Source organism: Paenibacillus phoenicis, from assembly GCF_034718895.1.
Classification (GTDB): Bacteria; Bacillota; Bacilli; order Paenibacillales; family Paenibacillaceae; genus Fontibacillus; species Fontibacillus phoenicis.
Genome location: NZ_JAYERP010000001.1, coordinates 2,717,383 through 2,739,752, shown reverse-complemented (window position 1 = coordinate 2,739,752; position 22,370 = coordinate 2,717,383). Strand labels below are relative to the sequence as shown.

Annotated in this window: 26 protein-coding genes and 1 pseudogene; 20 read left to right on the top strand and 7 right to left on the bottom strand. The window is 49.3% G+C overall.

Annotated elements, in window-relative coordinates; all coding sequences use genetic code 11:
- Positions 1–329 precede the first annotated feature (329 nt).
- The 5 genes from U9M73_RS12950 to U9M73_RS12930 all read left to right on the top strand — a co-directional run bounded on the left by U9M73_RS12950 (position 330) and on the right by U9M73_RS12930 (position 3,437).
- On the top strand, positions 330–998 hold the full coding sequence (locus U9M73_RS12950; protein WP_323079129.1) for a Type 1 glutamine amidotransferase-like domain-containing protein: 669 nt from the start codon (positions 330–332) through the stop codon (positions 996–998).
- A 204-nt stretch (positions 999–1,202) separates the two neighbouring features.
- Entirely contained in the window at positions 1,203–1,532 is a 330-nt protein-coding gene (locus tag U9M73_RS12945; protein ID WP_323077584.1) for a DUF2711 family protein, read from the top strand.
- A gap of 244 nt (positions 1,533–1,776) precedes the next feature.
- Positions 1,777–2,556 carry an MBL fold metallo-hydrolase gene (locus U9M73_RS12940; RefSeq protein WP_323077582.1) on the top strand — a complete coding sequence of 260 codons (780 nt, stop codon included), beginning with the start codon at positions 1,777–1,779 and terminating at the stop codon, positions 2,554–2,556.
- Positions 2,557–2,795: 239 nt separating this feature from the next.
- A complete protein-coding gene (locus tag U9M73_RS12935) occupies positions 2,796–3,173 on the top strand; it encodes a hypothetical protein (RefSeq protein ID WP_050769752.1) in 378 nt (125 codons plus the stop codon).
- A gap of 51 nt (positions 3,174–3,224) precedes the next feature.
- On the top strand, positions 3,225–3,437 hold the full coding sequence (locus U9M73_RS12930) for a hypothetical protein (protein ID WP_323079184.1): 213 nt from the start codon (positions 3,225–3,227) through the stop codon (positions 3,435–3,437).
- 22 nt (positions 3,438–3,459) lie between these two features.
- On the opposite strand, the gene U9M73_RS22210 is transcribed toward U9M73_RS12930, so the two are convergent.
- Together U9M73_RS22210 and U9M73_RS22205 are read right to left on the bottom strand one after the other, a co-directional pair.
- Positions 3,460–3,654, bottom strand: a complete 195-nt coding sequence (locus U9M73_RS22210; protein ID WP_009225046.1) for a hypothetical protein — start codon at positions 3,652–3,654, stop codon at positions 3,460–3,462.
- The gene (locus U9M73_RS22205; RefSeq protein ID WP_407673980.1) at positions 3,614–3,706 is read right to left on the bottom strand and encodes a hypothetical protein; all 93 of its coding nucleotides are present in this window, start codon (positions 3,704–3,706) and stop codon (positions 3,614–3,616) included. Before U9M73_RS22205 ends, U9M73_RS22210 begins: the two co-directional genes overlap by 41 nt.
- 218 nt (positions 3,707–3,924) lie before the next feature.
- On the opposite strand from U9M73_RS22205, the gene U9M73_RS12920 reads away from it, so the two are divergent.
- From U9M73_RS12920 to U9M73_RS12905, 4 genes are read left to right on the top strand one after another with little or no spacing between them, the layout of a single operon-like run.
- Positions 3,925–4,386, top strand: coding sequence for a GNAT family N-acetyltransferase (locus U9M73_RS12920; protein ID WP_009225047.1), 462 nt, complete (start codon positions 3,925–3,927; stop codon positions 4,384–4,386).
- Between the two features lie 50 nt (positions 4,387–4,436).
- On the top strand, positions 4,437–4,910 hold the full coding sequence (locus U9M73_RS12915; protein WP_036645129.1) for a hypothetical protein: 474 nt from the start codon (positions 4,437–4,439) through the stop codon (positions 4,908–4,910).
- Between the two features lie 17 nt (positions 4,911–4,927).
- Positions 4,928–5,317 (top strand): VOC family protein, encoded by a 390-nt coding sequence (locus tag U9M73_RS12910; RefSeq protein ID WP_323077580.1) that lies wholly within the window; start codon positions 4,928–4,930, stop codon positions 5,315–5,317.
- Positions 5,318–5,361: 44 nt separating this feature from the next.
- A complete protein-coding gene (locus tag U9M73_RS12905; protein WP_407673926.1) occupies positions 5,362–5,532 on the top strand; it encodes a hypothetical protein in 171 nt (56 codons plus the stop codon).
- Between the two features lie 280 nt (positions 5,533–5,812).
- Here the strand turns inward: U9M73_RS12905 and U9M73_RS12895 are convergent, their stop codons facing one another.
- Entirely contained in the window at positions 5,813–6,187 is a 375-nt protein-coding gene (locus tag U9M73_RS12895) for a hypothetical protein (RefSeq protein ID WP_009225051.1), read from the bottom strand.
- A gap of 229 nt (positions 6,188–6,416) precedes the next feature.
- Here U9M73_RS12895 and U9M73_RS12890 point away from each other — a divergent pair.
- Positions 6,417–7,063, top strand: a pseudogene (locus tag U9M73_RS12890) (FusB/FusC family EF-G-binding protein).
- Between the two features lie 149 nt (positions 7,064–7,212).
- On the top strand, positions 7,213–7,638 hold the full coding sequence (locus tag U9M73_RS12885; RefSeq protein ID WP_009225053.1) for a hypothetical protein: 426 nt from the start codon (positions 7,213–7,215) through the stop codon (positions 7,636–7,638).
- A 60-nt stretch (positions 7,639–7,698) separates the two neighbouring features.
- Here U9M73_RS12885 and U9M73_RS12880 read toward each other — a convergent pair whose 3' ends face one another.
- Both U9M73_RS12880 and U9M73_RS12875 read right to left on the bottom strand, forming a co-directional pair.
- The gene (locus tag U9M73_RS12880) at positions 7,699–9,327 is read right to left on the bottom strand and encodes a response regulator (protein WP_323077577.1); all 1,629 of its coding nucleotides are present in this window, start codon (positions 9,325–9,327) and stop codon (positions 7,699–7,701) included.
- Positions 9,324–11,069 (bottom strand): sensor histidine kinase, encoded by a 1,746-nt coding sequence (locus U9M73_RS12875; RefSeq protein ID WP_323077576.1) that lies wholly within the window; start codon positions 11,067–11,069, stop codon positions 9,324–9,326. The genes U9M73_RS12880 and U9M73_RS12875 overlap by 4 nt, the downstream gene beginning before the upstream one ends.
- Before the next feature lie 362 nt (positions 11,070–11,431).
- Between U9M73_RS12875 and U9M73_RS12870 the strand changes: the two genes are divergently transcribed.
- The 7 genes from U9M73_RS12870 (at position 11,432) to U9M73_RS12840 (ending at position 16,784) form a co-directional block, all read left to right on the top strand.
- Positions 11,432–12,355, top strand: coding sequence for an ABC transporter permease (locus U9M73_RS12870; RefSeq protein ID WP_323077575.1), 924 nt, complete (start codon positions 11,432–11,434; stop codon positions 12,353–12,355).
- 18 nt (positions 12,356–12,373) lie between these two features.
- On the top strand, positions 12,374–13,300 hold the full coding sequence (locus tag U9M73_RS12865) for a carbohydrate ABC transporter permease (RefSeq protein ID WP_009225057.1): 927 nt from the start codon (positions 12,374–12,376) through the stop codon (positions 13,298–13,300).
- Positions 13,301–13,347: 47 nt separating this feature from the next.
- Entirely contained in the window at positions 13,348–14,967 is a 1,620-nt protein-coding gene (locus U9M73_RS12860) for an extracellular solute-binding protein (protein ID WP_323077573.1), read from the top strand.
- 156 nt (positions 14,968–15,123) lie between these two features.
- Positions 15,124–16,062 carry a glycoside hydrolase family 43 protein gene (locus tag U9M73_RS12855; RefSeq protein WP_323077571.1) on the top strand — a complete coding sequence of 313 codons (939 nt, stop codon included), beginning with the start codon at positions 15,124–15,126 and terminating at the stop codon, positions 16,060–16,062.
- Entirely contained in the window at positions 16,059–16,205 is a 147-nt protein-coding gene (locus U9M73_RS12850) for a hypothetical protein (protein WP_016311002.1), read from the top strand. The genes U9M73_RS12855 and U9M73_RS12850 overlap by 4 nt, the downstream gene beginning before the upstream one ends.
- Positions 16,202–16,537: a cupin domain-containing protein gene (locus U9M73_RS12845; RefSeq protein ID WP_016311003.1), complete on the top strand. Its 336-nt coding sequence runs from the start codon at positions 16,202–16,204 to the stop codon at positions 16,535–16,537. The genes U9M73_RS12850 and U9M73_RS12845 overlap by 4 nt, the downstream gene beginning before the upstream one ends.
- 13 nt (positions 16,538–16,550) lie before the next feature.
- Positions 16,551–16,784 carry a hypothetical protein gene (locus tag U9M73_RS12840; RefSeq protein WP_323077569.1) on the top strand — a complete coding sequence of 78 codons (234 nt, stop codon included), beginning with the start codon at positions 16,551–16,553 and terminating at the stop codon, positions 16,782–16,784.
- A gap of 22 nt (positions 16,785–16,806) precedes the next feature.
- Here the strand turns inward: U9M73_RS12840 and U9M73_RS12835 are convergent, their stop codons facing one another.
- The gene (locus U9M73_RS12835) at positions 16,807–17,490 is read right to left on the bottom strand and encodes an MBL fold metallo-hydrolase (RefSeq protein WP_323077568.1); all 684 of its coding nucleotides are present in this window, start codon (positions 17,488–17,490) and stop codon (positions 16,807–16,809) included.
- A 193-nt stretch (positions 17,491–17,683) separates the two neighbouring features.
- Between U9M73_RS12835 and U9M73_RS12830 the strand changes: the two genes are divergently transcribed.
- Positions 17,684–18,205: a YfiT family bacillithiol transferase gene (locus U9M73_RS12830; RefSeq protein ID WP_323077567.1), complete on the top strand. Its 522-nt coding sequence runs from the start codon at positions 17,684–17,686 to the stop codon at positions 18,203–18,205.
- Between the two features lie 230 nt (positions 18,206–18,435).
- Positions 18,436–21,048 carry a carbohydrate-binding protein gene (locus U9M73_RS12825; protein WP_323077566.1) on the top strand — a complete coding sequence of 871 codons (2,613 nt, stop codon included), beginning with the start codon at positions 18,436–18,438 and terminating at the stop codon, positions 21,046–21,048.
- A 41-nt stretch (positions 21,049–21,089) separates the two neighbouring features.
- Here the strand turns inward: U9M73_RS12825 and U9M73_RS12820 are convergent, their stop codons facing one another.
- Positions 21,090–22,169, bottom strand: a complete 1,080-nt coding sequence (locus U9M73_RS12820) for a permease (protein ID WP_323077564.1) — start codon at positions 22,167–22,169, stop codon at positions 21,090–21,092.
- Positions 22,170–22,370 lie beyond the last annotated feature (201 nt).

The following is a 22,370-nucleotide window of genomic DNA, read 5'->3' as shown; positions in this document are numbered from 1 at the left end:
CTAAGGCTGGGTCGTTTCGTGAATACAAAAACGTTATAGGAAATCAGCGAAAAAATCAAAAGAGATTTCTTCTTAGTTAGTAAACTACTGGCAAGGGCAGGATAGTTCAATCATTTTTTTGAATACCTAGGCATATGGGAAATTACGAAGTCCACTAAAGCAAATGATTGTTTGATAGAAACAATGTCCGATGTAATTAAAAGACCGAAACAATGTCAGGTCAGTTTGGGTTGTATACCAGCTTAAGCTGTCCCTTAGACGTTCGCACCCCCGTTTGAAAAGTGTAAAGGAATAAACGTCAGATGCACACAATGAAAGGGAGTGAAGTTATGAAATTTCTGCTCACATCTGGAGGCATCAGTAACAAAAGCATACACGACGCGCTGGTTGGCATGCTGGGCAAGCCGATCTCCGACTCCAATGCCCTGTGCATCCCCACCGCGATGTACGGACACCCCTGGGTCGGCCCCGGCGTCAAAGCCTGGGAATTCATCAGCGGAAATTCCGAGGATCACATGGTCGGCCTGGGCTGGAAGTCCGTCGGCGTGCTGGAGCTTACAGCGCTGCCAAGCATCGGCGAAGACCGCTGGGTGCCGCTGGTCCAGAAGACGGACGTCCTGCTAGTGGCGGGCGGGGACGCCCTATACCTGTGCCACTGGATGCGGCAATCCGGGCTGGCAGACCTCTTGCCGTCGCTGCACACAGTCTATGTGGGACTGAGCGCCGGGAGTATGGTGATGGCACCTAACATCGGGGAATTTTTCGTTGGCTGGACTCCGCCCACCGGTGGCGATGAAGCGCTGGGACTGGTTGATTTTGCAATATTTCCGCATCTGGACCACGAGATGCTTCCGGAAAACACCATGTCAGCTGCAGAGAGATGGGCCGCCGGGATGCAGGGGCCGGCGTATGCGATTGATGATCAGACCGCCATCAAAGTGACCGACGGAGCAGTCGAAGTTGTTACCGAAGGGCATTGGAAACTTTATTCGCCCTGATATTACACCGCTGTTAACATATAAGATAACTTACTTGGTTGGTGGAACCTTGGTGAGTCTTGACGAAGGCGATTTTAGAAGAGTTTGTGAGTAATTGGTTACCCGGACTAGAAAAAGATGAGTATAAACCATTGCTTTTTTGGAACCGAGAGGATTCTTCTATTTTAGAGGTTATGTTTCTGCTGAACGAATTGGAGAACTAACTTGAGATTTATCTCTCACTTCTTAATTGCAACAATAATTGAAGTATTTAAATCAAAGGGAATTACAAAAATCCAATACTCTGAACCAATATTCGATACAAGTGGTGAAATACTAGTAGATGATATTACAAATAAAAACTTCTATGAAATGGCACCTTCAGAGATTATTGTAACGTATGAAACTAATGATACAGCATTTTTAAGTGTTTATGATTCATTGATTACACTTATATTAAGCAATGATATAAACACGAAAGAAATAATTACTAGTGAAGGTTGGGAAGCGATTGAATGTAATGAAGCTACAATGATAAATTGGTATCTTGAGTAATAAACTTCGGTATATAGATGATTCAAAGAAGTCGCTGACATCCTATAACATAGTATCTACGCTGCGGGCTACGCCCTTGGTTCGCAAGAAGAAATAGCAGAGAAGTTAAATCAGCTCACAACCCTGCGAGACTAAGTCCGTGGGACCCAGTCGCTATCGCTCCTTTAAGCCTCTCGGGTTTGCAGATACAGTAACGTTAGCTGAAATTGCTGTAAAGAACGAAAGTAAAAGGGAGGGAAACTCATTGAATCCCGATGAGTGGTTCACAATTGAAGAAATCGACCCAATGACTTTTGCCATAAGTGAATATGGCCATTGGGAGAAGGTGCATTCATATTTAGTTATTGGTGATGAATACGCTGCGCTAATAGATTCAGGAATTGGAATAGGAAATATCAAAAGTGTTGTTGATCAATTAACTTCTTTGCCTATTAAAGTCTTAACAACACACGTTCATTGGGATCATATTGGGGGTCATGGGCAGTTTAATGAAATATACGTACATGAGTTAGAGAATGATTGGTTAGAGAATGGAATACCTGGACTTCCTATTGAGGTAATACGTCGTGATGTAGGTAGAGATATTACAAAACCGTTACCAGTTGATTTTAGAATAGAAGCTTATGAGCCATACAGGGGTAAGCCCACTGCCGTATTAAAGGATAATCAAACGATAAATTTAGGAAACAGAACATTAACTTTCTTACATACACCTGGGCATTCACCAGGGCATCTATGTATTTATGAAGAAGAGCGCGGCTATTTGTATACTGGAGACTTAATCTACAAGGGAACTTTGTTTGCATTTTATCCAACGACAGATCCATTGTTGTTTATCAAATCTGTAGAGAAGATAAGTCGAATCGATCATATAACAAGAATACTGCCGGGACATAATGAATTAGACTTGAGCAAGGATTTTATAATTGAGTTGAATAATGCCTGCCAGGAGCTGTTTAATAAAGGATTAGCCAGGCATGGAACAGGGATACATGATTACAAAGATGTAAAGATCTATTTTTAGTAATTCGTAGAAGACAGCAAATTCAGCTAACACCATATTTGCGCATCGGGGGACGAGCCTCCTCGGTCCGGACCGGAGTCGGAAGTGGATTCGGGGATGTCATTGGCAGAAGCAGGGAAGTGAATTCAGCCGGACACATCCTTCCCCCTAAGATAGGAGCTATCTAAGGGGGAAGGACGTCGTGAATACACGAACGTAATCTGTAATAATCGCAAAATTCATAAGAGCCAAGAGGAAAAATGAAAAAGAAAAATAATACACCAAGACATAAAAGACTTAATCAAGAAGGCAGACTACAAGCTGCGAAGCATTGGTTAGTTAAGTACAATGGAAAGAATCTTGTTAGAGGATATAGCAATCATTTTGCTGTTGATCTATTGTGTGCAGTAAGAGAACTAGAAAAACTGGGAATCCAAATTGATAAAGAATATAAGAAGCAATTGGAAATAGATTTACAAAATAAAATTAGAAGGACAGATATGAAAAAGAAGAAGATAATAGAAAACCAAGAGATTGAACGATTATTATTTTCTGAAATGGATGAGGATTATGAAATAGAAGAATATATAGAACTGCCGTTTGGAAGAGGGGACGAAGATGGCGATTACTACAGATAACACCATATTCACGCATCGGGCATTCGCCCTCGGTCCGGCACGAAGTTAGGAGTGGATTCGGAGAGGCATTTCAGTAGCAAGGAAGCGGAAGCAGCCGGACACAAAACATTTTTTGGAAGAAGAGTAATGGAAGAAAATAAAAAAGAAAAAAACAAAATATTTCATTGGCTAATTGAAATAGCAATACTTTTAGGAGTATGGGGCTTTGAAAATCCATTTATTGCCTATAATGACATATTGTTTCAATCGCTGCTAATAGTCTGAGGATGCGTACTGGCTGCCGCGATCAGAATGATGCAGCCACGTTCCCTTTGGGCTTCTGAAGGCGATACGCCTGATCCAGGGCCTTCAAACAAAGCTCCTTCGTCATTCGTTCGTCCATATGGAAGCCGACAATTTTACGCGTGCAGGGGTCCTCCAGACCTGATTCGGCTTCTCCGCTACTCTTGAATTCGGCGATCCAGCGGTACAACGTACTCATGCAGCCCCATTTCTCGGGCTACCTGCGCCACCGTTTTCCCTTCTTCTTGGATGAGTCTTACGGTTTGAAGTTTGAATTCCTTGGTCGAAGAAGGCGGATCAATTATTGGTTTGGGTCACTCTGCATTATTGTGGGATTGGTCTTTCTATTTCTAGATTTCAATACACAAAATCATCGACGTAATTTGTAGGTTCAATAAAGAATATTAGTTCATGCATGCAAGAACAATAGATTCAATTACTGCAGAATGTATGGGAGATAAATATGGATGTGAAGATTAGATTACTTAAGGATCACGAAGATATTCCCCTTGATCTATTACTCTTAGCTGATCCATCGCAAGAGATGATCGAGGAGTATTTGCAAAGAGGTCAGTGTTATGTTGGTTTGCATGATAGAGATAAAGTTATTGCTGTCATTGTATTACTACAAACACGACCAGGAACATTGGAGATTGTTAATATCGCGGTGCGTGAAGACTTTCAGGGAAGAGGAATCGGGAAGAAACTGATCCATTTTGCAATTGACAAAGCAAGAGAACAAAACGTCAAAACGATTGAAATAGGGACAGGAAACTCAAGCATAGGTCAGCTATTCCTTTATCAAAAATGTGGATTCCGAATTACTGGAATCGATCGGGATTTTTTTATAAGACATTATCCTGAAAAGATTTATGAGAACGGAATTCAGTGCAGGGATATGATCCGGTTAAGTCTTGATTTGATTGAATAACTTGAAGACTCCGTAACATCCTTCAGGTTTCATCTTATGGAGGTGACCAATTGAAGAAGAGAGTGATCATAACATTATGTTGTATATTCCTTATTGTAATTCTTTATCTCACTTATGACTTTCATCGTCCCCGTCATGTAGAAGTAAGTCTGAGAAGCACTATTTACTCGGTAGAAACGGAGTTCGAAAAGCAAACGCAAATATCAATCATCGGCGAGCACTATAAAGTGCTATTTGGGAAAGATAGGTTCATCGGAAAAATGATTGTAGATAACGATTTGGTCTATGATATCAAGCTCAAGAGAGAAGGCAACAAATATTTTGAAACACTTACAAAGAATAATGAGTTTCATGTACTAAATTCAATCGGCTCCATAATGACATCCGCTGATTTTAATAAGGTATGGTTACAATTGAATGATATAAATGAGAGATATCATCTTACTGAGGGATATGTATCAGGACCAGCGGGAAATAAAAATGAAGCAAACCAGGTTGCTAGAAACATCCTTGAGGGAATGTAATAAAAAGGAGCTTATCAATGATCCATCATGTCGAAATCAATGTTTCCGACCTCCAAACAAGTAGAGCGTTCTGGGATTGGATTTTTCAAGAGCTTGGATATTCGGTCTATCAAGAGTGGGACCAGGGAGTGAGTTGGATCAGCGGAACTACATATATTGTCTTTGTACAAACAGGAGAAAAATACTTAGATATTCCCTATCACCGAAAAAGAGTGGGATTAAATCATCTTGCTTTCCAAGCTAATTCCAAGGAGCAGGTAAATAAGATTACGAATCAGCTTGAAGATCGTGGGGTTACTATTCTGTATAAAGATAGACATCCTTATGCAGGTGGACCGGATCATTATGCGGTATTTTTTGAGGATCCTGATCGAATGAAGGTAGAAATTGTTGCTTCTTTGCATTAGTAGGATTATTTTTATTTAATGAACACGGCTATTCAGGCAAGCAAGTGCAAGAGGCACATATGAAACTGGCGAAACACGGAATAAAATGGTCAAGTTTAGAACCCCCCAAACATTCAGGCGAGTTGAATGTATCCCTAATTCTGAATGCGGATGAGGGCAATCCACGTGATGAAATGATCCAGAAATGGGATGCCAAACTCGACTTCTACCATTAAATCGGGTAAACTCACTCAGAAAAAATTAGTGTACGTCCGTGGGGATTACCAGCTTGAATTTATTTTTGATAGCAGTACGGACCTGAATCACATCAATTTAACTTACAAAGGTGCAAAGTAAAAAAGCAGCTTAAACAACAAACGCCCCAGCCAAAGAGCGATCTAAGGCCGGGGCGTTTCGCTATATTCGTGCATTTAAGGAGGAAACCAATCCGGGTAAGAGGAACGCGGTGAATTCTAGCTTCTTTAGATCTGCTTCCAACGATGAGCCTGTAATCAATTATTGTCTAATAATAAGAATGTCTCTAGGTGGTCTTCCGGTGCGTTGGATTTCAGCGATCTCCGAGTTCGTCAGATTACGGCCAACTAAAATGAGCGAAGATGTCACGTTATTGAAGTTGAAATTGCCCAAGTTGGACACATTTTGACTGCCCCGGAATACCCGGAAGGAACCTTGAAAGTTCGTTCCCGAGAACAACACCAGGGTAACGCGAGAGCTTTGCACAATATTTCTGAGACGGAAGCTGGTAAGTGCATTGTTGAATCTGAACGCTCCAAGATCGCGGACAGCGACCCCGCCGCGTCTGAAGAGAATTCGGCGGCCAGTAAAATTAGTACCTGACCATAATGCAAGACGTACATCGCGGTTTGCCAAATCTATCACTCCTTTTCATAGGGGTGATATAATATATTTCCGTTTCTATGAATCGGTGTGGACAAGAGAGTAGGGCACTTGTTTGATTTTAAGAGGAATCGAATTGCGGCTTTCCGAACTTGCTGATATACTTTTTCCTATTCGATCGCCCAAAATTCATTTTATCGTTTCTAATAACAGGCTTTGCACCTTATTGAATTGATTCATTACAAATAAGGGGCTGAAAGCTATGTGTACACCATTTATTAGAAACCACCAGTATAACGTGATCAAGAAACAAGCGGAATTTCTTCAGAAAACCCTGCGAGCCGTCGCGGATCGAAGCGTTCTGGAGACAGTAAGGTTTAGTGCCGTTACGAATATCGTTGAGGCCTTTCCGACGCTGACGGAGGAGCAGAAGCAGATGCTCGGTCAAATCGCGACCTTCGAGACAGCTTATGAGTTCCAAAGATATCTTGGCGCGTTGGAACAATATCTGGAGCCTTTTCCGCCGATTACGGTGAAGCAGATTGAGAAGCTATTCCCTAAAAATAAAAGCTGAAAGTACCGGATCTCGCCGCCATCGACTTTCGTTACGTGACGTACTTGAGTTGGGTGGACATCGCGACGAACAAGCTATACATCGTCTACCCGTACGAAGGCCGGTTCATCGGCATCGAGGGCCGCATCACGCCGACCAATAAGAAAGGGTATTGCTTGTTCTGCAATCGGCATCAGGAGCTTGCCTTTTTCTCGGTGAAAACCAAGTCCGCCCATGCTTCGCCGGACAACTTCTCCATGTACGGGAATTATGTCTGCCTGGAGAACCGGGATTGCAACCATAGCATTACGGATACGGGGGCTTTGGAGCGGTTCTTGCTGTCGGTTGGAAAATAAGTGAATAAGCGAAGAAGATCGCCGTTGATCGGCGATCTTCTTTTGCACTTGCATAGGATTGTGGGTGTCAAAGGATTGGAGTAAAATGGAAGCGGAACCCAGGCCGTGCGGAGCACTGCTGGAAATATGATTTGAGGGAGGCACTCTCAATGAAAAAAGCACTGAAAATTATGCTGATGCTGTCCTTGATTTGGGTTTGCTTGGTTCAGCCTGTGTCGGCGGCTACAACAAAGACGATCAAACTCAAGGTGACCCTCGTTAGTGTTGAGTTGGTGGAGAACAATCATGTTGGCAATGAGTGGTATACCAAGGCATCGGTGAATGGCAAAGAAATCGAGGAAGGCTCAACCGTCACTCTGAAGCTAAAATCATCGGAGAGTCTGAAGTTAAAAGCGTATGCGGAAGAGCAGGACAAAATTCCGGAGAGCGGCTCAGCTAACGCAACGGTGAAAGGGTCCTCCGTGACCAAGGACATTACCAAGTCACTTAAAGTAAAGGTTACCGAAAATCGAGGCCGGTATTCCGGGAATACGGCGGAATGGAAATTTACGTTTAAGGTGCAAAAATCGAAATAGACAAGGGAAAAGGGCCTTCCGATCGTCGGAAAGGCCCTTCTTCATGCGCTTGGGGAGCGTTCAAGCCCGCTCCGCCACCGGCCATCGTGCAGCAGTGCGCGGGTTCTTCTTGTACTCGTTGGGCGTGACTCCCACCTCCTGCTTGAACAGCTTGGAGAAGTAGGAGTAGTTGGCGTAGCCGACTTGGTTTGCCACAGCGTACACAGACAGTTTGGTTGTTTCGAGCAGTTGCTTGGCAACGGAGATCCGGACCTGGATGACGTAGCTGCCCAGCGAGATGCCCGTTTCTTTCTTGAATAAGCGGGCGAGATAATCCGGGTTGAGGTAGACGACCTCCGCGAGGTCGTTCCGGGTCAGCTCATCCCCGTAATGGGCGTGGATGTACTGTTTGATCTCCTCGGCAACGGATTTCGGTTCCGCCGCAAAATCCCGATAGGCCATGGCCGTATTCACCAAATAAGTGACGTATTCCTGCATGTCCTCGATGGAATGGAGAGACTGCGCCAACAGCTGCTCATTGGCCCGCGCTGCATATAATTTGTGCGCTTCGATGCCTTTTAACTTCAAGAAGGCATAGACAAGCTGCACAATATCCAGACGGAATAAGGCAAGGCAAGAGGTGTCCAGCGTCTTGCGGTCCAGGCAGTCGCGAAGATATCGCGCCGTCTCGGCGAGGAACGAAGCCGAATCGTTCTGATGAAGCAGTTCCTCCAAACGGGTCAAATTCGGGGGATGATATACCGTTTGCTTTTTTAGATCATCGCGCTCTGCCCAATAGGTTCGGTTGCGGGTTTTGGTCAAACCCTCGTTCATCGCCAGCAGTTGGTGCAGTACGTGGCCGATACTCTCCAGCCGATCGGAGAGACCCACTAAGCAGCAAGCATCGCAATGCAAATAGGCGTTGGCTCTGCGAATCCCTTCGGAGCATAACTCCGCGAGTACGTCGGGTTCCGGCGGGGCGTTCCACTTGAGGATGGCCATCCATTGATGCTCCTTCACCTCCAGGATCGTCTCGACGGCAAACTGCGGATGTTTGAGCAGTTCGCCCAATACATTCCCGAGGGCAAAATCGAACAACCCCTTCTCCTCCCGGCCTAAGCTGCCGTTGTATGGAAACACGTGAATCAGCACTGGCTGAAGGATGTCGGACGGAAGGTAGGAGAGCTGCTGATCTTCCACCGCCTGAGCCACCGCTGCAGGCTTAACGGGTGCGGCCACGCTGGCGTTCACCAGCTTACGCCAGAAATACTCCAAGAGGTTGGCCTGATTTCTCTGCCATAGCACCCCTTCTTGCATCGCCTTCTCCCGCTGCTGCTGCTCCTCGGCCCGCGCGACCGCTTTACGAAGGATCAGCATCAGCTTATCAAACTCGATTGGCTTGAGAAAATACTCGAAGCTCTGAAGCTCAATCGCTTTCTGCGCATAGTTGAAATCCGCATAGTTTGTCAGGAAGATAGCCTGGACGGCATAGTTCTCTTCCCGGATCCAAGCGAGCAGCTCAAGTCCGCTACCCTGCGGCATCTCGATGTCAGAGATCAGAATTTGTACCGAGTGCTGTTGCAGGATGTCACGAGCCTGGGCGACGTTGTTTGCGGTATAGACCTTATCGATCCCCAGAGCCTTCCACTCGATTTTCTTCTCTAAAGCAGCGACGACGTAAACATCGTCATCCACGACTAATGCATTCATACTGCCACGCTCCTGTTCGTCCCGGCATCTGCCGGAAGGGATAAGATCACGCATGCACCGCCGTCCTCCCGGTTGGAGAACGATACGGCTGCATCCCCGTTGTAGAGAGACGCCAAACGCTGCAGTGTGTTCATGATTCCGATATGGTTTCCAGCGGATTGATCCAGAGGTCTGCCGTTCTGCAGACACTCCAGGATCTCCGGCGGGAATCCGGGTCCGGTATCGGTGATCCGGATCGTCATGCGCTCCTCGCCATCCTCCCGCTCCAATCGCACCGCCAATTCGATGTGTACTTGTGAAATACGGGACACCGCATATTTCACCGCATTTTCCACAAAGGTCTGCAAGACGAGCGGCGGGATTTGAATCTCTGCGGCCAACATTTCCTCTACGTCGATGCGATAAACCAGTGCGTCCGGATACCGGTGTTTCTGAATATCCAGATATATCCGCACGTGCTCGATCTCATCTCTCAACTTAACGAAATCGCCATCGTTTTGGAAGATGTAGCGGAAATATCGCGAGGTGGATAAGGCCATCTGCTCGATTTCCTGATATAGCTGCATTTGCGCCATGCTATAGATATTCGTCAGGCAATTCAGGAAAAAATGCGGATTAATCTGCAGCTTCATATAATCCAATTGGATCCGCTGCTTCTCCAGTTCCCGTTCGTACAAGTCGATTTTAAACTTCTTGATCTGGTCGACCAGGTTCATGAATTGTTTATTTGCTCTTTCCAGCTCGATGATCTTACTGCTCTCGAACGCCAACGGCTCCCCTTCCTCCGTCCAAAACGCCAGGTTATAGGAGAAGCTCTTGATTGGAAGAAGGACCTTGTTCCGGAAGTAGATCAGGATGAACCCCAGGCTGCAGGTGATCATAACGGCGAGCAGGAGGATCAGCAGCTGGGCGATCATGATTTTCTCAAATGTCCCGAACTGGATCACCAGCTTTACGTGAAAAGAAGCGTTCGTGAACTCCCCGTTAACCGTCGTTCCACCCTTAAACAAGTTCTGAAAGAACGAGGGTCGCCGATCATCGTCCAGCAGCGCGCCGTTGTTGGAGATCGGGCTGGTTAAGACCTGGCTGCGATTATCCACCAGGGAGACGAACCCGTTCTCGCCGAGATTCAGCTCCCGTAAAGGACGAATCAGTTGATCCGCGGACACCAGGCTGATCATGTAGCTATCGTGAAAAGGAACGATGTTCGTAATATAGTGCCTGCCGTTAATTTCAACCGGTGTCCACTTGGAGTAAATTTTCTCGTAGACATCCCGTCCCGCCTCCACATTGGCGATGACCTGTTCCTTGAGCTCCAGGTAATCTGAATACGGAATACTGATCGGCGCACAGTTGAGGAAAAAATCCTGTTTCTTCAAATACACGAAGAAATTGTATTCCTGGCCGTAGTTTTTTTGCAGCTCATTAAAGCGCTTGTGCAGATTTTCATTCCCCTCAAAAAACTCCACGCTGTTCATCGGGTGATCGTTCATCGCCTGCAAGTTCTCATCGTTCGCCAGCGTCCAGCCCGTATAGTGGTTGATATAAGCGAAATCGTGGTTGATCCGGTTGATGTATAAATCCGCGGTATCCTGCAGAAAACGCGTGGATTGCTGCTTGACGATCGATACCGCAGATAAGCTGATGACAAAATCCAGGATCAGGATGATGAAGGAGATCAGAAACATGAAGTTAACGTAGTGACGAATCGGATATGGTTTGTTTTTCGCGGTGTTAGCCATGGCCCCCTCGCCTCTTCCTGCCGATACTAGCTTGTTTTTCAGTGTGAACACCTTTATGAATGCGCTGTCAAAGGTATTAACCCTATTATAAATCCTTCCTTTAGAAAAAGAAGACCGAATCCCATCCACACCAACGGAAAGTCCGGAAAGCGTCAAATCAAGTCCGGATTCCGTTATTCCCTTCGGCCGCTGGTTAAGGGGACAGGCTTCGGGCCCATGGGAGCCGGCGAGCAAAAGTCCGTTTACTGCCGAGTTTGAGTCCGATAAACGCACCAGGCTGGGCACTATACTGAAGACATGAAGCCGCCGGACATACGAAAGGCGTGACTAGGAGTTTAGACGATCAAGAAGGAGGGGATGTCATGAAATCCGGCGCAGTGGGCCTAAGGCGGACGCTTGGACAAATCAAAAGAAACCGGGGACTGTACTTGCTGCTGTTGCCTGCGGTGGTGCTGACGCTGTTATTCGCGTACAAACCGATGTACGGCGTGGTCATTGCGTTCAAGGATTATAGCCCGGCGCTTGGCATTGACGGTAGTCCTTGGGTGGGGTTCAAGCATTTTGAGAAATTTTTTCATTCGTATCAATTTTCGACGACGATTAAGAACACCATCATTATCAGCTTATACAGTATCGCCACGTTTCCGATTCCGATTGGGCTGGCCTTGATGGTCAATCAGATGCGGCCGAACCGGTTCCGACGTTTTTTTCAAACCGTCTCGTATATGCCGCATTTCATTTCTACCGTCGTCATGGTCGGGTTGATGCTGATTCTGCTCTCTCCGAGCACCGGACTGGTCGGCAATTTGTACAAACTGTTCGGCGGAGATGCACCTGATTTGATCGGTTCTGCCGGTTGGTTCAGCAGCATCTACGTCTGGTCGGACGTGTGGCAGCATGTTGGATGGGACAGCATCATCTACATTGCTGCGTTGTCTACAGTTGATCCCAGCTTGTACGAGGCGGCTACCGTTGATGGAGCCAGCCGCTGGCACAAAATCCGCTACATCGATATTCCGATGCTGGTGCCGACGGCGATCACGCTGCTCATTTTGCGGGTTGGCGGTCTGCTGGGCGTTGGATTCGAGAAGGTCTATCTAATGCAAAACGACCTGAACATTACCGCAAGTGAAATCTTGTCCACGTACATCTACAAGATCGGCCTGCTGAGCAGCCAGTACAGCTTCTCCTCGGCGGTCAACCTGTTTAACACGGTCATTAACTTCCTGCTGCTGATTCTGGTGAACCAGATCTCCAAGAAATACAGCGAGAACAGCCTGTGGTAGGGAAGGGGGGAGAAGGAGATGAAAATGGAGACAGCCCATTCAGCAACAAATCCAGCCGTGCAGCCAATTAACAATCGATCTTCCGACAGAGTGATGGAAGTGCTGCTTTATGTCTTTGCGGTGCTGTTTCTGATTGTGTTAATTTACCCGCTTTATTTTATCGTTATCGCTTCTTTCAGCGACCCGTCAGCGGTGGCGAACGGGCAGGTGTGGTTTGTTCCCAAGGGGTTTACCCTGGATGGCTATAAGGAGCTGCTGAAGCACGAAAATATTTGGATCGGCTATCGAAACACGATATTGTATACGGTAGTAGGCACGGCCATTGGCCTGATCGTGAACGTGTCAGCGGCGTACGCGTTGTCGCGGAAGGATCTGGTCGGACGGAAGTTCCTTTCGTTGTTTTTCATCTTTACGATGTTTTTCAGCGGCGGACTCATTCCAACCTTCCTGACGATCCGGGATTTCCATCTGTACGATACGTTTTTGGTGATGGTCTTGCCGTTTTCCGTGATCGTGTACGATATCATCGTTGCAAGGACGTTCTTTCAGTCGAGCATTCCCGAGGATTTGTGGGAGGCGGCGCAAATTGACGGCTGCGGCAATCTCCGTTATTTCGCCCAGATCGTGCTGCCGCTGTCCAAGGCGATCATCGCCGTGCTGGGGCTATGGATCGCGGTTGGTTACTGGAACTCTTACTTCAATGCTTTGATTTATTTAAAAAATCCGGACCTGCATCCCCTGCAGCTGATCCTGCGCAACATCCTGATCACAAACCAGATGCAGTCCGGCATGGGGACCGGGGAAGCAGCCCAAATCGCGCTTCGGCTCGCCAATCTGATGCGCTACTCCGTCATTATTATCGCCACCGTCCCGATCATGTGCGTGTATCCCTTCCTGCAGAAATATTTCAATCAGGGGGTGATGATCGGAGCGGTCAAAAGCTAATTGGACACCGTAAGGCATGGTACAATCAAAGAATGGGGGAACGAGCAATGAGCAAACAAACAGGCAGATTCACGGTAAAAAAATGGACCGCGCTGATTCTTGCGGGAGCGCTCGCCTTTGGCCTCGCAGGGTGCGGCGGCGGTAAATCCGCGGATTCCGGAAGTCCGGCGCCAAGCGATACGAGCTTCTTCAATAAAGAGGGGCTGCCGATCGTAAACGAACCCGTTACGCTAAAGGTGTTGACGATGCGCTGGGGGAACATGGGCGATACGTTTACCCAGAATCAGTGGCTGAAGGATTTGGAGAAGAGTACGAATGTCAAAATTGAATGGCAGGTCGTGTCCTCGAACGATTGGAACGAGCAGAAATCGATCATGCTGGCCAGCGGCACGCTGCCGGACATTATATTAGGCGACCAGACTTTTTCCGACTCCGATATCGTGAATAACTTAAGTTACTTCCGTCCGCTGGACGAGTACATTGACCAATACATGCCGAACCTCAAAGCCGCGATGGCCGAGACGCCGGAGCTGAAGAAGATCAGCACGTTCCCGGACGGCAAAATCTATTCCTTGCCGACCCGGCTGCCATCGCGTCCGAAAACGAAAAACCAGCCGGTCATTAACAAGGCTTGGCTCGATAAATTGGGACTCCAAGTGCCGGACACGGTTGATGATCTATACAACGTGTTGAAAGCGTTTAAAGAGCAGGATCCGAACGGCAACGGGAAAGCGGACGAAATTCCGTATACCGAAACCGGGTTGGCCCCGGATTTTCTGAATCCATTTGGCATTACCGACATCAACGCCAATAACATGTTGGTGAAGGATGGCAAACCGGTGTTCTATCCAACCAGCGAGGAGTACAAGGAAGGCTTGAAATTCGCCCATAAGCTGTATGCGGAAGGCCTGATCGACAAAGAGTTGTTCACCCAGGATGCCACGATGACGTCGGCGAAACAGCAGAATGCGGATGCTCCGATCGTCGGATTTACGAACCAGTGGACGCCGGACGCGGTGTTTGGCAAATGGAGTGATCAGTATGTCGCCATTCCGCCTATCGCAGGTCCCGACGGGAAGCGTTACAATCCGGGGAATCCGAACGGCATGAGTTTTAACCGCAACGAGTTGTTGATTACGACGTCCTGCAAATATCCGGAAGTGGCCGCCCGCTGGGCCGACCAGTTCTATACCAACGAAGCGAGCATCCAGAACTTCTGGGGCGCGATTGGCACGGTCATTCAGAAGAATGACGATGGCACCTACACCTTGATGGATCCGCCGGCCGGCACCAGCGCGGACGCATGGTACTGGGAGCAATCGCTGCGGGATTTCGGACCGAAATACGTCAGCCCTTCCTTCGAGAAGAACATCGTGCTTAACCCGAAAGCTGGCGACGGCCTGAAGCTGGAGATTGACAAAATGGGCAGCGAATACGTGACTACGCCATTCCCGAATGTCATGTATACGGCCGAGGAGTTCCAGGAGCTCCCGACCCTGACCACGGACATCGACACTTATGTTTCGACGATGCGCGCCCAGTGGGTAACGAAAGGGGGCATCGACGAAGGCTGGGACGCTTACGTAAAGAAGCTGAACGACATGGGCCTGGAGAAGCTGATGAAAATCCGCACCGACGCCTACGACCGTTACATGAGCGTGAAATAACATCTTAATCGCCAAGGAACCGTCCTGTACATGGATTGCAGGGCGGTTTTGTATTCTTTAGGGATGACGGGATGATCCCATGCAGGTATGGATACCCGCGGCGGAGAATATAGCATTATGTGTCCGTTGATGCAATAAGCAAAAAGGAGGAGCCCCATGAACGAAGAGCAGCTCAAGAGATCCGGCAATCCCTTATTTACAGGCTGGTATGCGGACCCGGAAGCGAGGATTTTTCAGGATCGGTATTGGATTTACCTGACGTACTCGGCCCCTTACGATGAACAGACGTTTTTTGATGCTTTCTATTCCACGGATTTGACGGAGTGGACGAAGGTTGAGCGCATCCTGACGATGGAAGATATCGCTTGGGCGCGACGGGCGCTATGGGCTCCGTCGCCGATCGAACGAAACGGAAAGTTCTATTATTATTTTGCTGCGAACGACATTCAAAGTGACGAGGAGCTGGGCGGAATCGGCGTGGCGGTTGCCGATCGGCCGGAGGGTCCGTACCGGGATGCGCTGGGCAAGCCGTTGATTGATCGGTTTCATTTTGGCGCGCAGCCGATTGACCCCCATGTTTTTCTCGATGATGACGGAAGCGCTTACCTGTACTATGGGGGGTGGGGACATTGCAATGTGGCGAAGCTGACCGAGGACATGATTCATCTGGACACGTTCGAGGATGGAACCACGTTCAAGGAGATCACCCCGGATCATTATGTTGAGGGGCCTTGCATGTTCAAACGGAACGGCATTTACTATTTCATGTGGGCCGAGGGGGGCTGGACCGGACCGGATTATTCCGTAGCCTACGCCATGTCCGATTCGCCGGTTGGACCGTTCAAGCGCGTAGGCAAGATTCTGCAGCAGGATCCGGAAATCGCCACCGGCGCCGGTCATCACGGATTTCTGCAAATTCCGGGCAGCGACGAGTGGTACATCGTTTACCACCGCCGGCCGCTCAGTGAAACCGATGCGAATCATCGCGTGGTTTGCATCGATCGCATGTTATTTGAAGAGGACGGGCGAATCCAGCCAGTGCAAATGACCCATGAAGGCGTTACGGCCAGACCGTTGCAGCGGGCGGAAGGATGACGAACAACTTTATGGATCTAACGTATTTGCAAAAAGGCAATGAACGACAACGCCAAGCTTACTATGAAACGCTGCTAACGCTGTATAAGTGGGAGGATGCACGGCTGCGTCATTTTATCGCAGAGAGGATGGAAATGACGTGATCAGTAAACAGAACGCAGAGCATTATGTGTGGGGCGGAAATTGCGACGGTTGGCGGCTGGTGGATCGGGAGGAGTGCAGCATTATCCATGAGAAAATGCCCCCGGACAGCCAGGAAGTCCGGCATTTTCACGAAAAGGCGGAGCAGTTTTTCTTCGTCCTGTCCGGTTGTCTGCATCTCGAATTGGACGGAATCCAATACGAGCTTCATCCGCATGAAGGGCTTGAGATCCCGCCGAATATGCCGCATCAGGCCATGAACCGATCCGCTGATTCGGTGGAATTCCTTGTTATATCCCGCCCAAATACACGGGGGGACCGAGTGCTGGCTTAAATCCACTGGAAGGATGCAGATAAAAGAAGAGGAGAACAGAAATGTACAGCCCCGGTTCGACCGGAGAATCCTGTATTTGATCGAACAAATGCTGCAAGAGCCAACGGCCGAGCGGATCGAAGCTTTTTACCATTCGGTCCGCACGTTTGCCGATTGGGGCGAGGACGACCGAAGCTGGCCGTCGCGTTTTATGGAAGACAGCGAAATAAACTGGTTAACCGGCTTAATTCCGGTAGGGGATATCTAGCGGTTCTGTTGCCGCGAACGGTTTATTTTACGCCTGCCGCAATCTCCTTCAGCCGTTCTTGAACCGCCCCGGTACATACGCCGCCATGATAGGTGATCACGGTTTCCACATCCAAGGCAGCCAATTTCTTGACCGATCTCAGGGCCTGGGGGTAATCCTGCGTGAAATTCGGTACGGGCGGCTGTACCTGGCCCTCGCTAGAGACGACTGCGTCTCCGCTGATTAACGTTTTACTGGAAGGATGATACAAGCTAATATGGTCAGGCGTGTGTCCTGGGGTGTACACGACTCGTAATCCTCCGCCAAATGGCAAATCGTCCCCGTCGTGAAGCGCCGTATTGACTTTCACCGACTCGGCGTAAGCACCGCCCTTAATCAGCGGGATTTCACCAGCCAGATACGGAATCCCCTCCTCGTGGGCCAACACTTCCAACTTCCCTTCCTTCGCCCGGATCAGCTCCGGCAGGCTGCCGATATGGTCGCGGTCTTGATGTGTAATGATCACATGGGTCAGCTGATCCAAGGAGAATCCTGCTTGCTCCAACCCTTCGCGGATCACATCCAATTGCCCGGGAACCCCGGTGTCAACGAGGACGAGATGATCGGTACCCCATAATAACGCCGCATGGACAGCCATCTGGTTCCCATTTTGCAACTTCAGGTTGAGCGGCAACGGCAGAATGCCGGATTCTTTAGAATGTTCCATTTTCGTCCCCTCCTCGACATTTAAACATAGTTTAACCTGCGCCAAAATCGTAGCAGAGAATAGCCCAAAGGACAAGTCCTAAGCTTCAATCGTATGGAATAGGTTATCGACAATGTCAGCTTGATCAGGTATAAATGAATCAATAAGAAAGTGAAAGTGGCAGTTTAATTCCTGATCAGGAGGCGAACCAGACATGGACCCTAGATATCCAATAGGCGAGTATGCCTTCACAGGCGAGATTACGGCGGCACAGCGGGAGCAATGGATACGTGAAATCGAGACGCTGCCGACGCGATTAAGGCAGGCGGTGGCCGGATTAAGTGAAGATCAGCTGAACCTTCCCTACCGCGAGGGCGGCTGGACGCTGCGGCAGGTTGTGCACCATCTGGCTGACAGCCATATCAATGCCTACACCCGGTTTAAACTGGCGCTGACTGAAGAGACCCCAACGATTCGGCCTTATCACGAAGACCGTTGGGCGAAGCTGTCCGACTACGAGGGAGACATCGAAGCTTCACTGCTTCTGTTGGAAGCGCTGCATCGTCGCTGGACCCACCTGTTGAGATCGCTGAGCGAGGAAGATTTTGAGCGTTCGTTCCACCATCCCGAATCGGGGAAAACGACGAGCTTGGCCTACAACCTCGGAAACTACGCTTGGCACGGGAATCATCATCTTGCTCATATTACGGCGTTAAGAACGCGGTTGGATCTATAGTTCCATCCTTCTCTTTTGCAGACAGCCTGAAAGTCCTAATAAGGACGGCAGGCTGTTTTTTGTTTGCATCGAAATTGGAAAAGAACTTTAATTTCCGCTATAAATCGGCATTTTGAGTTATAGAAAGAAAGCGCTGTCTATTTTAACATGGGGTTCGTAATCGAACTTATCGATGAAAGGATGGATGATTCGTGAAGGCGGGTACGGGGAAGAGGTCGAGGTGGAGTGCAATGCTCCGATATGTACTGATTGCGATATTGGCTTGTTCGCTGACAGGTGGCGCGCAGATCGCCCCAAAACAGGCGGCCGCTGAAGCAGGAAGCACGCAAGCAACGGAGGCGGTTTATACGTTTGAGGCGGAGGCGGCGGCAAATACCTACTCCGGCAAAGCCGGTCCGGTTCCTTGCGACACCTGCTCCGGCGGGGCAAAAGTAGGCAACCTTTACCAAGGCTCGGCAATGCAGTTTAACGCGGTGAATGTAACGGAGGCAGGCGTTTATAAGCTAAGCTTGTCCTATATTTCCGGGGATCCCCGTTCGTTTATGGTCAGCGTAAATGACGGAGAGCGGGAGCGCTTCTCGCCGCCGGCGACGAAGGATTGGAATACGGTGGGCGTATTCGACTTCGAGGTCCGTTTACAGGCGGGCGATAATACGTTGTCTTTTGACGATGACGGCGGATATGCTCCGGATTTGGACAAAATTAGCTTGACCTTCGTCTCGTCCTCGGAGCCGGGAACCGATCCGGGGAACGGTGAAGATCTGGAGCTTGGTGCGCCGCTCAGCACGGTGAAATACGGGCCGATTGCCGTAACCCGGCACGCGAAAGGGATGAGCGTAACCAGCGGCAGTCTGAAGCTGCTCTATAATACGGAAAATGGGCTCTCGGCGTACAGCTGGAAAAATCGCGGTGAAGAGGCCAAGATCCAAGGGGCGTACAGCTCCATACAGTTGGACCAGTACTTAACCAGCAAGGATTACGCCAAGCATGAGTTCAAGCTGGAAGAGGTGGAGCGGTTCCACGACCGGGGAGGCAAAGGGATCAAGGTCACGGTGAACAACAGGCAGGAAGGTCTGCCGACCCTGAAGCAAATCTACTATATCTATGAGCAGAAGGATTATTTGCTCACTCAAGTTATTGCCGAGCAAGATACGCCGCTCGCAACGAACTATATTGTCCCGCTGATTGTAGATCACCGCGGCGGAGTGGATATCGGCCAATATGGCGACAACCGGGTGCTGGTAGCTCCCTTTGATAACGATGCATGGTCGCGGTATTTGTCCAAGACGATCAACACGGATCTCAACAATCAAAATTATGAAAGCTCGGAACTGACGGCCATTTTCGATAACGACAGCCGTCGCGGCTTTGTGGTGGGTTCGGTTAGCCATGATACGTGGAAAACCGGCATTTATTGGAGCGGATCCAATGACCGTCTGAACAAGCTGAACGTATATGGCGGCTTCACTTCTCTTGCTTCCACGCACGATTCGCTGCCGCATGCCAAGGTCAGCGGGACGACGATTGCTTCTCCGAAGGTGTTTGTTGGATTTTTTACCGACTATCGGGACGGTTTGGAAACCTATGGTCAGGCAAATGCAGTGGAAGCCCCGCCGCTGGCTTTTGGTCCCGGTGTTCCGCAAGGGGTCCCGGTGGGCTGGAACAGCTGGGGAGCTGTCGGCAGCAAATTAAGCTACGATCAAGTGATCGAAACCTCCAATTACTTTAAGGAGAAGCTGCAAGGAGAGTCGTTTAATAACGAAGGTCAGCTGTATATTAACCTCGACTCGTACTGGGATAATATGAACGATGAGCAGCTGGGGCAGCTGGTGGATTATATTAAGGCGAACGATCAAAAAGCAGGCATCTATTACGGCCCGTTCGTCTACTGGGGCGATAATTTGAACCAGACTGTGGAAGGCACGGACGGAAAATATACCTATGGCGATATCGTCCTTCGCGATGCGCAAGGGAATCCGCTGCCGAAGATAGACGGCGCCTATGCCGTCGATCCGACCCATCCGGGGACGAAGCAGCGTATCGACTATTATATGAATCGCTTTAAGGAGCATGGCTTCGAGTATATTAAGCTGGATTTTCTGAGCCATGGCGCATTGGAAGGCCAACACTTTAACCTGCAAGTTTTTACCGGCATTCAGGCTTATAACGAAGGAATGGCTTACATCGTGGATGCGCTGGACGGCTCGATGTTCATCAGCGCGTCGATCGCGCCGCTGTTCCCCAGCCAATACGCGCACAGCCGGCGGATCTCCTGCGATGTTGACGGTTCGCTGGGCAGTACGGAATACCAGTTAAACAACCTGACCTACGGCTGGTGGCAAAACGGAACCATCTACCGCTACACGGATCCGGACTATATGACGTTGGAGAAGGGCGGCTCACTGCTTGGAGCGCAAACCCGAGTGAACGCGGCGGCGATTTCCGGTACTGTGTTCCTAAACTCGGATGATGTGGCGAATCAGACGGCCCGGGAGTATATGGAGCAGCTGCTGGTGAACCCGGCGGTGAATGCGGTGGCGAAGAAAGGGCTAGCATTCCGGCCGATGGAGGGCAACACCGGAACGGCAGCGGCGGACGCTTACATCTTAAAAGACGGCGGGGGATATTATCTCGCGATCTTCAATTTCACGAACGAGCCGGTGGAACGGACGATCTCCTTCGAGCGGGCTGCCATGGACAACAAAGGGAAGTCCGGCTTCCGCGTGACGGATCTGTGGACTGGTGAAGAATGGCGTGAGAAAACGGAGCTGCACGTCACACTGCAAGGGGCCGAGTCGAAATTGCTTCAGCTTGTTCCTGTTGCGGGGGGCGGAAAAAAATAAACAAAAAAAGGAGCCGTGAATCTCGGCTCCTTTTTAATTTGTTACAGCACCCAAGCGCCCACAATCCCGGCAACGATGCCAAGGATGACCACTGAGGCGAACAAGAATCCCAACACCTTGCGCGGGAACGAACGCGACACCATCAGCAGAGACGGCAGGCTGACAGCCGGCAGCGTGATGAGCAGGGCTGCAGCTGGGCCTGCGCCAAGCCCAAGCGCGGTGAACGATTGAATAATCGGAATTTCCGCAGCCGTCGGAATGACGAACAACGTGCCGACGAGGGCAAACAACAGGATGGCTAGAATGCCGCTGCCCAACTCAACGGGGAACAAGACGCCTTGGAAGGCTCCCAGCAGCAAGACGGACAACAGATACGCCGGTACAACGTTCAGGATCATCATCCCGAGGCTCTTCAGCCAGCGAAGAGCGAACGGTCCCTCGTTCTTCTGTTCGGCTGCCGCTTCCGCCTTTTCCAGCTCCGCTGGCGCGGGAACCTGCTGGCCTTTCGCCAGACGGTTGGCGAGGTAACTTACCCCAAACGTCAGCACGATGCCAAACACGAGGCGGAGCAAAGTAAATCTCCAGGACAAGACAAAGGTCATGAAGATCAATGTCGCCGGATTCAGTACCGGATTACCCAGCCAGAAGGCCAGGCTGGCGCCGACGGATACATTACGTTTCCGCAGGCCGGCGGCGATAGGGGCGGCACAGCAGGTGCACATCATCCCCGGCAAGGAGACGATACCGCCCAGAAACGTGCTCTTAAACCGGCTGCTCCCAAGCACTTTATATAACCATTGAGCCGGCAGGAGCACCTGGACAAGCGATCCTAGTAAAATCCCGAGGACGGCGGCCTTCCAGACCGATTTGAAATAGGCGGCTGCATAATCGAGCGCGGCACTCCATGAAATGGGTCCGGAAGCATCTGATCCAAGGATCGAAGAGCCAATCGAATGCTCGGTGGCGGCTTTGAACGCTTTTCCATAATAAGGCCACCACTTGACATAACTTAGGCCAGCGATGGCTATGATGAGAAACAGAACGACAAATATCGCCGTTTTGCGTTTATCCAAACCGCGTGGTTGCTGTTGCGGATAGTTGCCGCTTGATGATGAAACCATAGACTTCATTTCCCTTCACATATGATTCAAAATTTGAACTAAGACACGAAATATAGTATACCATACGATGGCAAGTGAACTACATTGAATCTGCTGGTAAGCGAGAAGCGGGACGGTTGCCATTTGTAATTCAACGGAGTACGCTTAAATAAGCATAAGCTAGAAAATCCTATATCGATACGTAGGGAAGGATTGTGATCC